The sequence below is a fragment of the Serratia sp. BW106 genome, from assembly GCF_002607755.1.
Lineage (GTDB): Bacteria > Pseudomonadota > Gammaproteobacteria > Enterobacterales > Enterobacteriaceae > Serratia > Serratia proteamaculans.
Genome location: NZ_MCGS01000018.1, coordinates 94,598 through 107,745 on the forward strand (window position 1 = coordinate 94,598; position 13,148 = coordinate 107,745).

At 48.4% G+C, this 13,148-nt stretch carries 9 protein-coding genes; 4 read left to right on the forward strand and 5 right to left on the reverse strand.

The window, feature by feature from the left end:
• Window positions 1–307 precede the first annotated feature (307 nt).
• Window positions 308–1,231: a LysR family transcriptional regulator gene (locus BEI65_RS13435; RefSeq protein WP_099063769.1), complete on the reverse strand. Its 924-nt coding sequence runs from the start codon at window positions 1,229–1,231 to the stop codon at window positions 308–310.
• A 101-nt stretch (window positions 1,232–1,332) separates the two neighbouring features.
• On the opposite strand from BEI65_RS13435, the gene BEI65_RS13440 reads away from it, so the two are divergent.
• On the forward strand, window positions 1,333–1,944 hold the full coding sequence (locus tag BEI65_RS13440) for an NAD(P)H oxidoreductase (protein ID WP_099063770.1): 612 nt from the start codon (window positions 1,333–1,335) through the stop codon (window positions 1,942–1,944).
• Window positions 1,945–2,012: 68 nt separating this feature from the next.
• Here BEI65_RS13440 and BEI65_RS13445 read toward each other — a convergent pair whose 3' ends face one another.
• The 4 genes from BEI65_RS13445 to BEI65_RS27345 all read right to left on the reverse strand — a co-directional run bounded on the left by BEI65_RS13445 (window position 2,013) and on the right by BEI65_RS27345 (window position 5,371).
• Window positions 2,013–3,044: a methionine synthase gene (locus BEI65_RS13445; protein ID WP_099063771.1), complete on the reverse strand. Its 1,032-nt coding sequence runs from the start codon at window positions 3,042–3,044 to the stop codon at window positions 2,013–2,015.
• A 27-nt stretch (window positions 3,045–3,071) separates the two neighbouring features.
• Window positions 3,072–4,049, reverse strand: coding sequence for a DUF1852 domain-containing protein (locus tag BEI65_RS13450; RefSeq protein ID WP_085117571.1), 978 nt, complete (start codon window positions 4,047–4,049; stop codon window positions 3,072–3,074).
• A gap of 285 nt (window positions 4,050–4,334) precedes the next feature.
• On the reverse strand, window positions 4,335–5,225 hold the full coding sequence (locus BEI65_RS13455) for an oxidoreductase (RefSeq protein ID WP_099063772.1): 891 nt from the start codon (window positions 5,223–5,225) through the stop codon (window positions 4,335–4,337).
• 20 nt (window positions 5,226–5,245) lie between these two features.
• Window positions 5,246–5,371, reverse strand: coding sequence for a hypothetical protein (locus BEI65_RS27345; protein ID WP_255409001.1), 126 nt, complete (start codon window positions 5,369–5,371; stop codon window positions 5,246–5,248).
• 618 nt (window positions 5,372–5,989) lie between these two features.
• Between BEI65_RS27345 and BEI65_RS13460 the strand changes: the two genes are divergently transcribed.
• The 3 genes from BEI65_RS13460 (at window position 5,990) to BEI65_RS13475 (ending at window position 12,955) form a co-directional block, all read left to right on the forward strand.
• Window positions 5,990–6,379, forward strand: coding sequence for a hypothetical protein (locus tag BEI65_RS13460; protein WP_099063773.1), 390 nt, complete (start codon window positions 5,990–5,992; stop codon window positions 6,377–6,379).
• 785 nt (window positions 6,380–7,164) lie between these two features.
• Entirely contained in the window at window positions 7,165–9,786 is a 2,622-nt protein-coding gene (locus BEI65_RS13470; RefSeq protein ID WP_099063774.1) for a PD-(D/E)XK nuclease family protein, read from the forward strand.
• Window positions 9,779–12,955 (forward strand): exodeoxyribonuclease V subunit beta, encoded by a 3,177-nt coding sequence (locus tag BEI65_RS13475; RefSeq protein ID WP_198404442.1) that lies wholly within the window; start codon window positions 9,779–9,781, stop codon window positions 12,953–12,955. The genes BEI65_RS13470 and BEI65_RS13475 overlap by 8 nt, the downstream gene beginning before the upstream one ends.
• Window positions 12,956–13,148: the final 193 nt, after the last annotated feature.

Genomic DNA, 13,148 nt, shown 5'->3' on the forward strand with positions numbered 1-13,148 from the left:
GGTTCGCTCGCCAGGCCCTGTCTGCCTGTACCTGGGGAGCCGTTAACTTGACATCGCGGGCTAATGCTCGCGTCGGGTGTTGCGCTAATGGTTTATCTAATCAACTGATTTTCAATAATAAGATATGAGTTTTTCGCCAACCGCGGATGAGGCTCGCACTGACACTCATGACTAAGCTTAGTCAGTGGAAGCCGATAGATAAAATAGGAATGGTTGAATGTTGTAATAGTCTGTGGCTATTGAGTTAGGGTCGATTGATAGGAGGTTGCCGACTGGTTCGCCTTTGTCAGCAAACTCACTGCCGTGATCAGACTAAATACTCCTGATGACTCTTTTTTGCCGTTCTCTGCGTCTCTTTTATGTAGTCAATAAAAGCGCGTAATGGGCCAGACATATATTGGCGATTAGGGTAGTAGAGTTGCAGGCAGGGGCGTTCGGGGAGCCAGTCGTCCAGGACCTGGACCAGCCTGCCGCTTGTCAGATGTTCTTTCACCTGTTCGTAATACAGATAACCCAGCCCAGCTCCGCCCAGAACAGCCTCGAGCGCTGAATCCATATCGTCCAGCATGATATTGCCGATTGGTGCCACTTCAAGTTTTTCCGAAGCGTTTTCAAATTCCCAGAGATACGGGCGGCCACTCGGGAAACGAAAAACAACGCTTTGGTGATTAACCAGCTCGCACGGATGCGTCGGTGCGGGATGATGCCTGAGATAATCCGCTGTGGCGGCTACCACCAGTTTGATTTTCGGCCCAATGGGGACGGTAATCATGTCTTTTTCGACTTTGTTATTCAGGCGGATCCCGGCATCAAACTCCTGTTGGACAATATCCACCAGTTTGTCATCGGTGGTGATCTCAACTTTTATGTCCGGATATTTGCGGCTAAACCCTGTTATGGTCGGCAGCAGAAAGAGACGCGAGGCCAGGCGTGAAGTATTGATTTTCAGGGTGCCCATCGGGGCATCGCGAAAGCAGTTCATCTCGTCGAGTATGGTATTGAACTCATCAAAGACCGGGCGTAGTCGTGCAAAAAGGGTTAGCCCCGCCTCGGTGAGTGCCACGCTGCGAGTGGTGCGATTAAATAGTCGGACTTTTAATCTCTGCTCCAGCTGTTTGACGGAATGGCTCATGGCGGAGGGGGATAGTCCCAATTCATCACCCGCCGCCCGAAAGCTTTTGTAGCGTGCGACGGCAATAAACGAAGCAAAGTCTGAAAAGTTCGGCTGCATTAGTGAATTTCCCTCAATAACCCATCTCAAATACTACGTTTTACAGAACTATCGTGCAGCCGTAAAGTAATGATTCCTCCACGGAATGTTAAGGTAATTTCATGAAATTAAATAATATTTACTTTATCTGGGCTCACCCTCGGTCCAATTCTTTAACCGCGCAGGTGGTGAAAGAGATGCAGAGCGAGGCGGTGCGTCATGGCTACAACGTTTCCAGCCTTGATCTCTATCGCAGCGATTTTGACCCGATACTCAGGGTGGAGGATGAGCCGGACTGGGATAATCCGCAAAAAATCTATTCGGAGGAAGTACATCGACTTTTCGATGAGCTGGGGGACAAGGACACATTGGTTCTGGTGTTCCCGGTTTGGTGGTACTCCTTCCCGGCAATACTCAAGGGTTACCTGGAACGCGTCTGGAACTATGGTCTGGCCTACGGCGACGAAAATAGACTGAAGGATAAAAAAATTCGCTGGCTGGCTTTGGTGGGTGGTTCTCAGTCAGGATTCATTAAGTACGGTTGGGAAAAGAACATGACCGATTACATTAATGGCGGCATGGCATATCTGGGCGTGGAGGATGCAAGGATCGATTTTCTCTATAACACCATCGGAGTAGAGGAGGGGATTACCGACGGCGAGGCCCATTACCATAAACTGTTCGCCGAGGCGCGTGAGGTTATAAGTTCTCTGAGAGAAACCAGTGAAGCATAAGCAGTAACGCCTGGCTAAAATACAAAAAGCAGACTTCCGGGGAAGTCTGCTTTTCTAATTTGGCGAGCTTATTTAGCTGCGAGTTCTCTACGGATGATTTCCGCGCCTGCGCTTAAAGCATTGAGCTTACCGGTGGCTACCTGACGAGCCAAGGGGGCCATGCCACAGTTGGTCGAAGGATAGAGCTTGTCGGCATCAACAAACTGCAGCGCCTTGCGTAACGTATTGGCGACTTCCTCTGGAGTCTCTATGGTGTTGGTTGCCACGTCAATGGCGCCTACCATCACTTTTTTACCGCGGATCAGTTCAAGCAAGTCCATTGGAACATGCGAGTTATGGCATTCCAGTGAGATGATATCGATATTAGAGGTCTGCAGTTTGGGAAAAGCTTCTTCATATTGACGCCATTCTGACCCCAGAGTCTTTTTCCAATCGGTATTGGCTTTGATGCCATACCCGTAGCAGATATGCACCGCCGTTTCACATTTAAGCCCTTCAATGGCTCGTTCTAAAGCGGCGATGCCCCAATCATTCACTTCATCAAAAAAGACATTAAATGCGGGTTCATCAAACTGGATAATATCGACGCCGGCCGCCTCTAACTCTCGGGCTTCCTGGTTGAGAATTTTAGCGAATTCCCAGGCCAGTTTTTCGCGGCTTTTATAGTGGCTATCGTAAAGCGTATCTATCATGGTCATCGGGCCTGGCAGGGCCCATTTAATCGGCTGCTTGGTGAGCTGACGTAAAAATCGGGCGTCTTCAACAAACACCGGTTTTTGACGAGTCACTGCACCGACGACCGTTGGTACACTGGCATCATAGCGATTACGAATTCTAACCGTCTGCCGTTTTTCAAAATCAACGCCGCTCAGGTGCTCAATAAAGGTAGTGACAAAGTGTTGGCGCGTTTGTTCGCCATCACTGACAATATCAATGCCTGCTCGGAGTTGATCTTCCAGGGACAAGCGCAAGGCATCCTGTTTACCCTCAATCAGTTCCTCATCCTGCAATTTCCAGGGGGACCAAAGTGTCTCAGGTTGTGCCAGCCAGGAAGGCTTGGGTAAGCTGCCGGCAGTCGAAGTTGGTAATAATATTTTCATAATGGATGACCTTTTATTTTTGGTTAATCAAAGCGCGCAGTGAGCAGACCATTGCTCAAAAATAGTCTTATAGGGTTTGATAAAGTGTTCTTCAGTAAATTTCCCCTGCTCAATAGCCAACTGGCTACGCTCTTCACGGTCATAAACAATTTTTGTTAATGAATGATCCTGGTGATTCAGGGCCGGCTGATAGTATTGTCCGGCTGCAGAGTTTGCATTGTAAATCTCAGGGCGATAAATCTTTTGGAAAGTCTCCATCGTGCTGATGGTGCTGATAAGTTCAAGATCGGTGTAATCACTGAGTAAATCACCAGAAAAATAAAAGGCCAAAGGCGCAACACTATTTTTCGGCATAAAATAGCGAACCTGCAAGCCCATTTTGCTGAAGTATTGTTCAGTCAAAGAGGAATCGTTTTGCTGGTATTCAATGCCCAATACAGGATGCTCATTTCCAGTCCGATAATAGGTGTCTTTACTGGATACGCTTAAACATATAACCGGTAATTTGTTAAAGTTATCTTTGTACTCATTTGAGTTGACGAAATATTTAAATATATTCCCGTGCAAGTTACCAAAGTCATCTGGAATGCTAAATTCGGGTTGGTTATTATTGTGTTCTGACAGCAACACACTAAAGTCATAATCCCGCACGTAAGAAGAGAAGTTATTTCCTACAATGCCCTCAGTGCGCTTGTTGGTTTTCTTGTCAATAATGTTGGTTTTCAATATTTCAATCACTGGGAAGCTATTGCCCTTGTCTTTAATATTCATCTCAACAGAAATGATTTCAAGTTCGACAGCATAGCGATCGCCTTTGGGGTTATCCCAATGCGCCAGGGTATTGAAACGGTTGTCAATCATCACCAGAGTGTTGCGCAAGTTCTCCTGGCGGTTCTTCCCTCTGGCCAAATTGGCAAAGTTGGTGGTAATACGCGTATTTTCTGAAGGGTTATAGTTTTCATCGAAACTACTGCTCTTAACCGTAAATGTAAAATTTTTATTCATCGCGTTCTTGCCCCCTGAGTTCTGGTATGAAAACTGAATCTAACTTTTTTGATTCTCAAGAAACTACTGGGTTTCTCATTCGTCAGTCTTCATGTTGTCAATAAGTTAACATTGCATAATTTATGCCAGAGCCATTGGATGAGTGAAAGCGACTTAATTTCATTACCACATGAGCCATATTCATGATCTGGGGTGCGGAGGGGGGGAGGTGCCGATAGTGGGGGCAGTGACGGGTCAAAAAGCTTCGAGAAACGCCCCCTACAAACGCCTTTGATGTTTATCGCTTCAACCCGGCCCCTCGCTTCCTGCCGCCAGCAAAGGAACCAGGATGTCGCTAATAGGGGTAGGAATACCTTGTGAATGGCCATAACGCTGCACGACGCCGTTGCGTATTTCCCATTCCAGCGGGCGATTGGTCTGGCGATCGGCGAGAATGGAGGTACCCAAGTCCGCAGGCGCACGATGAAAACCGTCAACGATCTCCTGGGGAACGTTATCGCTAAGTACCGCACCTTCGGCACGTGCGACAGCCAGACATTCATGCAGATAAGCCAGTGCCAGTTTCGTGATATCCCCGCGTGAGAACATTCCCGCACGGCGGTTTGCAAGAACCATCAGGCCCGCGACCGCATTCTGCAATAGTTTGCGCCAGGCGATCGAGAGGAAATCGGATGACAGCTCAACGCTGCAGCGGGTACCGCTGAGCGCATCAACGATCCGTTTTACCTGTGGCACATCCGGGAGTGTCAAACGCGGTTTAGCCCGCAGGCGGACAGAGGAGTCTGGTTCGCGCTGTGCCGGGAACCATACGACTGAAGGCAGTACCGTTGCTCCATTAACATAGGGTTCCAACAGAGTTTTCTGTTCGACACCGTTTTGCAGCGCACACACGACAGTGTTTTCATCGCATAACGCGGCAAGCCAATTGGCGCTCTCAGCCACCTGGGTCGTTTTTACCGCCACAAAGACCAGATCGAAGGGGTGAGTATTGGTCGGTGGCTTGCTCAATACCGGACCAGGAACCACCACTTCCCCTTCATCGTGACGCAGAATTAATTGTGGGTGCGCGGTGCGTCCGCAAAGCAGTGGCGTGCGGCCAACTTCATGCAGTGCAGCAGCGATAGTGGTACCAATCGCACCGGGACCAATCAGAGCAATAGTAGGGGAGTCAGGCATTTCAAGTCCTCCAGTGATCGTCAATCCATCAACAGCGTGCCGGTAACACTCACCGTGCGCGCCAGTATTTTGCTCAACGTGTGTATTTCACCGAGAAACAGATAACCCAGGACTGCGGCAAACAGCAAGCTGATTTCGTGTCGCACCGATACGGCACTTGATCGCCTCTGGTAGCCCACAGGAGAGCCTCACAGAGTCGTTGCTTTGGGATGTGTTGAAAATAGAGGGAAAAAATTGCTTAAAGCCAGGATACGAGCATGTTTTTGCCTGGCATGCGCGATATCTGGAAAAGCAAAAAGCCCGCTCAGGTTTCCCTGAGCGGGCCTCTCTAATATGGCTCCCTGACTGGGATCGCCGTTGCCAGTATCTGGCTAATAAGTAAGCTAAAGCTGAGTTCCCTTTCTGTCAAGCCCTCCAGAATGACCACCAAAAGTTGCTTGTTACTTAAAGCGGGTTTAAACACTTCGCTTCATGTATTAATCGTTCTACGCTGTTCTCTGCAAAGGAAGGGGAGCCAGAACGAGCATCAAAAAGTCGGCTCAAAGCGAGATTGTATTCAAAGAGCTTTAACAATCTGCTCTGTGCCAGGAGCGGGGTGCAGGTCAGGAGCAAAGCTGACAGTCAGGCAGATTTTGAGATTACGCGAGGGACTAAGTTAATCAGTCCTGTCATCGCAACACTAAATTATAGTCAAGAAACGCTTTAGGTTGCCGAAATATACATTTAGAGTTATTCCTGAAAATAAACAAAATGGATTGATCCGTATGAAGAAACTCTTACTTCTTGTTCCGCTGGTGTTTACTGCGCCGGTACAGGCTTCTGAAGTCACGGTAGGTCAGGTTTGCAAGGCTGCTTCTGCTGCGATGTTTGGCCGTGACCATAAGATCATGCAGTTGGATAAAGTCGAATCAGGTATTGCCTACGTACATTATATCCGACAAAACGATGGCACCCGTTGGGCAATCAAGTGCAAACTTATAGGTGATCAAGTTATGTGGGCATCTGACAATCCTGACAGTACCGGTCGCTGGCGGGATGATCCTGCAGATAGTACGGTCAAATATGCTATTGATGGTAAAAAAATCATTATTACCGAGCTCTACAGCGACGGTTCCAGTACCACTAACTCTTATCCATTGAAGCAACTAAAGTGACTATGACCTGCTCTCCGTTGATTAAGACACCTCAATGTTAGTCATGTAGTTGTTGGCGTTGCGAACTTCCGCTCCTCGCTCGTAGCAGCCATACACCAAAACAAAAGCAAAAAGCCCGCTCAGGTTTCCCTGAGCGGGCTTCTCTAATATGGCTCCTCTGACTGGGATCGCCTTTGCCAGTAACTGGCTAATAAGTAAGCTAAATCAGAAATTCATTTCTGTCAAGACCACCAGAATGACCACCAATCGAAGCTGGTAACATAAAACTGATTTTAGCGGTCTTGTGTATTTGGTGATCGTTACTATGTCATATCTACAAGGGCAGTGCTGATCCTGTCCCTGTAGTGGAACTGTACCAGAGAAAATACCAAGGAACCTGTTCTGTGCCAGATATAGTCATTCTCACCCTGAAAGTTACGCTTTGTATTGATTCAGGGTCTGAGCTCCGGCTTCGAAAGACTTCAGAACTACGATGATCTGGTGTGCAGTGAACCGGACTTTACAAATGGCGAACTCCTTAGTGACATGATCAGTATGTCGTAAGATCACCAGAAGTGAATGGCGATGGCTACATATGCTTGAGCTATTAATAGCGGGAGAGTTAAGTTTGATGTGGATAAAGGGGCGTTTTATTGATCAATGTTTCAAATGGTAACAATAATTTTATCAACTAATCAAAGTCATGCTAATTTAATGCGTCCGACAGTAGATCTCCTGCCACAACCGCATTTTTCATTTGCAATAAGCGGTGTATAGAAAATTTTCCCATAATTTTCGGAGCTCGTATGCGTATCACTCTTGGTGTCCACCTTGACAGCCGACAAGGCCCGTCTCGTGAAAATGTTTTCGATGCACCAGTTTTGGGACGGCTTGGTCTTCTCGACCTTCTTGAAACTCATCTTGGTTTGGCTCGGCTGGGGGTTTCACGAGCTCGGAGAGTGACAAAATATCTCGGATATTTGAGGCAACACGAGGATCTACCTCGCTTTTACAGCCGTTCACTTCAAGCTGACAGCATAGGTACAGCCGCCAAACTTCTAGCGTGGCGTGACGAGTTGCTCTTGGCTGGCTGGGACGGCAACGCACCAGCGGATGCACCACGCAGACTGCTGGAAATGGCATTAATTGAGCAATCTGCCTCTGGTGACATCGAACCTGGTGAGGCTGAACGCTTATCTATTGTCACCACGGCACTTACCCAAGAAGGAACTCAAATTGAGTCGGTGCTTCTCATGGACCCATTTGAGAGCTTTCCTTTTGCTTGGCGTAAGGTCTTAGCTCTCCTCCCCAATGTCAAACTTTTGCAATATGAACCGCAGGGTCAAGGTCAACTTCGTCAATTGCAGGAGCTTGCTATTCAGGCGCTTCGAGACGGTCATTTCCAACCCTTGGAAGGACCGATTACTGATAGCAGTGTACTTCTCGCACAAGCATCAACGCGCGAGGTTGCCGAGCATTGGTTTAGCGCTTTTTGCAGAGATTCCGTCGCAGACCGCTTGCTTGTGTGTGAATTCGGTGGAGATTCTCTCGATGCTACGGTGATGGTCACTGGGGCTGCGAGTTGCGGGTTTCAAAATCCAAGCGAACTTCGTCCAGCCCTTCAATCGGTTGGATTGGCACTCGAGATGTGTTGGATTCCAGTAGATGTTGGGCGGCTCATTGAGTTCCTCTCGCATCCTGTAGGGCCATTCAGCCGCAAGTTAAGGGACAGCCTCGCTCGAGCCGTAGCTAACCAACCTGGAATCGGTGGTGAGGCATGGGAGGCAGTCAAGAATGAAATTCCGGCAGACGATAGCGGTAAGACACTTTTAGACGATGTTGCATTCTGGCTTGAGGGAGAACGCTGGACTCGTGGAGAAGGGGCCCCGGTGGATGCCTTGCTTGCACGTGTGGATCGACTAGCTACCACACTTCATAAACATTTCATTGGTGATGATGCATCGCATGCGATATTGGCTCCAGCCATTGAACAGTGTTTTGCTTTACGCGAAAGTTTGATCGAGTTTAAGAGTCAACATGTGGTTAGTCTAACGTCACGTCAAATCGAGCAACTAATTATCCACGCTACACCTACTGGAGCTATGAATCCAGACTCTCAAGCCCAGGTTGGATGCCTTCGTGCGGAAGCGAATACAGGTGCCTGCATTGAAGCAGCGGACGAGGTTATTTGGTGGATGCCTTCTACTCCTCAACTTCCTTCACCGTTGCCTTGGTCGCAGACTGAGTTGGAAGCATTAACCAAGATGGGGGTAAACCTCCGGAATCCGCTGCAGGAACTCGAAGCGCTTTCTACACAGTGGTTGCGCCCTCTATTATCTGCTAAACAACGATTCATATTAGTACTTCCTCCTGCAGGTACTGAAGATCATCCGTTCCGTCAACTATTTCTCAAGTTGGCACCAGATCTATTGAGTAATTGTATTGACCTAGATGTACAGGTCAGTAGTAGTTTCGTTGGAAATTTATCAGCCAAACTTACACATATAGATCTTCCCCAACCGCCTCGATACATGGAATTTAGCCGGGCTGTAACACTACCAATCGATGGACAATCATATTCATCGTTATCGGAGTTATATAATGACCCCGCACTTTATGCTCTCAAGCGGGTCGCTCGGCTGCATTCAACGACGGTACTCTCAGCTGAGCAAGATAACCGTTTACTCGGTACATTAGCGCACCGTGTCTTTGAAAAGCTTTTTCAGCAACCAGACTATCAATTATGGGCAATTGACAAAGCTATTATGTGGTTTCGCGGTAATGTTGATGAGCTTCTGGAAACGGAGGGAGCTCCGTTACGGATGTTGGGGGCGGGTGTTAGCCAACAACGCTTCAAGGCCGTATGTGAAGGCGCCATTCGATCAATGCTAAAACATCTTCAATCTTGCGATGCAATTAGTGTTCGGACTGAATTTAATCTAGAAGGGAACCTCGGCGACGTGTATCTAGTTGGAAAAGCCGATTTAATCGTGGACCTGCCTGGAGGTCGGGTGGTGGTATTGGATATGAAATGGCGCGGTGACAAGTTCTATGCCACCACTTTGCGTGAAGGCCAACACCTTCAGTTGGCTCTTTACTCGTCTCTATTTGAGCAGCAGACTGGAGTCAAACCTGTAGCTTTGGGTTACTTTATATTGGTGTCGGGAGGCATGCATGTCACAGCGAATGATGTCATGCCTCAGGCGTATGTACATACGCCACCTTTTGGTACCACCGCCTCTTTACTTCAGCAGGCAAAAGAGAGCTGGAAGTGGCGTGCAGAACAGTGGACAAACGGGCAGATCGAAGTCGTGCCCATCGGATCCGGCGATGAGTTCCAGGGGCCTGAAGGAACTCTGCCAGTTGAGGGACCCAAAAAGTGGGATAAAGACCACTTGGTATTACTCGGAGGGTGGCTCGATGAATAGTGTCGAATTCATTAGTGCTGGTGCCGGCAGCGGCAAAACTTACAAACTCACTGTCACGCTAGCAGAAGCACTAGAGACCGGACTTGCCCGCCCGCATGCAATTCTAGCCACGACATTTACAGTTAAGGCAGCAACGGAACTGCGTGAGCGAGTGCGTTTGTGGCTTTTGGACAAAGGGCGAATTGACTTGGCTACAGCTGTTGGCCAAGCCAAGATAGGTACGGTAAACAGTGTTTGCGGCCAGATGCTCAAGCGCTTCTGCTTCGAATTAGGTCTGTCTCCAGATCAGACGGTGCTCAGTGAGGGGCAGGCAAAACGTTTATTAGCGGCTTCGTTGTCCGATACTCTTGATGGAAAAGGACAATCTGAACTTGTCAGGCTAACTGACAGGTTTGGTATTGAGCAAACCGAGTGGTCAAAGTTTATTGGTGATGTAGTGAAGGCTGCCCGTGACAACGATATTGCGCCGGATCAACTCCGTGCAATGGGGACCAGGAATGCTGACTTGATGCTGAAAAACTGGCCAGCACCTTTGGTTGGCACTGATCCTACGGTTTCGCTATCAGCAGAAATTGCCAAAGCACTGGCTGAGGTTTCCACTTACATCCAGCAGACAGAAGCCTCCGGGGCCAAGATTCCACAGATTTTGCAGAAAGGTCATCAAGAATTGGAACGGCTAAATAGTTCCTTTGGTGATGATCGTTGGACTTGGCTCGATTGGCTCGCAGCTTGCAATATTGATGCTGGTGCGAAGGTGAAGCATATAATTAAATCCGTAGTCGAAGTTGCTCAAGCTCACGAGTCGCATCCAGTTTTTCATGCGGAAGTGCACCAGTATCTTCAATTGATCTTCAATCTAGCTGCCGATGCTCTCGACACCTATGCCGAGGCCAAAAGAATGCTGGGCGCTGTCGACTTCAGTGACCAAGAGGTACTTCTGCTGAGAGCTATTCGCGATAACCAAGATGTACGCGAAACATTGAGAAGTGAGCTTGATATAGTAATGGTTGACGAGTTTCAGGACACAAGTCCACTGCAACTCGCTCTATTTGTTGAGTTTGCAAAGCTCGCAAAGCGTTCTGTGTGGGTAGGAGATCCTAAACAAGCCATTTATGGTTTTCGTGGAACCGATTCAAGACTCATCTCGGGAGTCTTAGGTGCCATCAAGGGGTGGGGTGGAACGATTGGTGAACCCTTGATAACGTCGCGGCGTTCAGTTCCAGGGCTTGTATCGCTTTCTAACGCTGTTTTTGAACAAGCCTTCCAGCCAGACATCAAGGCTGAAGAGGTTCGGCTACAATCATTCCGCAATGCCATTCCAGACCAGCCGGTGCTTTTCAACTGGAATTTTGAGAGTAGCAAGAACGACACAGACTATCTCGGGTTAGGTCAGGCGATACGGGATCTAATTGACTCGGGCTTACAAGTTGAAGACAAAATAACAAGGCAATTACGGGCAGTAAAGTATGGTGACATAGGGGTTTTGTGCCGGATGAATGATCAAGTTGAGCTGGCAGTTACGTCGCTGGCTCGTTGGGGTATTCCTTCCACGAGCCCCCGTGCTGGCCTTTTGGGCACACCCGAAGCTATCTTTCTCCTGGCGTGTCTGCGGCGTTTGCTTGACGCAGGAGATACCATCGCATCCGCCCTGATACTTACTCTAGCCGATGGAATACCGGTTCAAGATTGGTTGGCTGACCGGCTTGATTTTCTATCAATTGATGGTTCTATCTCGCATCAGTGGAGGGTTTCAGGGGAATCAGCTCATCCACTGCTCGTACGTTTGGAAGCATTGAGGCCGAGTTTGGGAGCATTGACACCCAAGGAGGCACTCCGACTTGCGAAAGCAGAGTCACACGTTGCAAGGGTCGTAAGTCAGTGGTCTCGTTCTCCTCATGAGGCTAGAGCTCGAATTGCAAACGTAGAGAAGCTTCTGGATTTATCCACTATTTATGAGGATGAGTGTGTCTCAGCCAAACGTCCTGCCACAGTCAGCGGTTTGTTGCGGTGGTTTGATGTACTAGCTACAAATGGAGACGATGATCGAGCTACTACAACTGGTGATGCGGTCAATGTCATGACTCACCACGGGGCCAAAGGTTTAGAATGGCCTGTTGTCGTACTCACCTCTCTGGGAACAGAGGCTCGAAGCTCACTGTGGGAGGTTCGGGCCCGTACTGAAGGCGATTTCAATCCTGAGCGTCCTCTGGATCATCGGTTTGTGCATTTCTGGCTAAAAACATGGGGCAAGCGTAAGAAACCCCAAGCCGTAACCAATGCTGAGGCGAGCGTGATTGGCACAGAGATGGCCTCCGATGCTAGAGATGAGAATAAACGCCTGTTTTACGTTAGTATGACACGTGCGCGCGACGTAAATATTCTAATGTCTTGTCACCGTAAGTCTGGGCCAAATCGCGGCTGGGTCGATGAGATTGGCGCTAGTGCTATTCTTTTTGGAGATGACGGGCTACTAACTTTACCGGATGAACAAGAAATTATTAGAAGGGTTCGTACTTGGACAATTGCGGATTGTGCTCTTGAGCCGCCGATGCAGATAGCGGCGGCATGCAGTTGGTTTGTTTCTGGGAGTAGGCTGGAAACCATGCCGCTATGGTATAACCCAAGTAGCGCCGTAGGTGGCGCTTATTCTGTTACGGAGTCGGAGTTTATTGGAGCTCGAGTTACAGTTGCGGCCAAGGTCGATATGGGCATTCTCGGAACCGCTCTGCACTTGTGTGTGGCAAGAGCAGGTGTCATAGGAAACATTTCCGAGGTAGATGTTGAGCGAATTCTCAACTCATGGGACATGTCCCATGCTGTAGATAAGACAGCTGTGGTTTCGCAGATTCAATCTTTCTATATGTGGCTGCATACGCGATGGCCAAGCAGCAAGGTTCTTGTGGAGGTACCAATCGAAGCCAACCTTCCTAACGGAATGCGTCTGCGCGGTCGCATTGACTTGCTAATTGATACACCCGAAGGGTGGATTTTAGTTGATCATAAATCCAATCCTGGCGGTCAGTCTCGAGACGAGACTCTCGCGCAAGAGCACGGCCCGCAGCTTCTTGCCTATGCTAATGCTATTCAAATCTGTACGGGTAAGCGGGTCAAAGAAAAGTGGCTATATTTACCGGTTGCTGGAAGGATGACAAAAATTGTGGCTACGTAATTTCCGATGATAGAAATTCGAGATCTACGGCATTAAATTTAAGTCTTTGATTGGCTCCTTTCGGAAGAAATGGAGCTAACACTCTACTGTTATTCAATATGTCAGCTGGGTAATAGAACTATATCATATGGGTTACTCTGACCTGCCCCCAGGATTAGATACAACGCTCACTTAGTAGACTGGCCCCATGAAT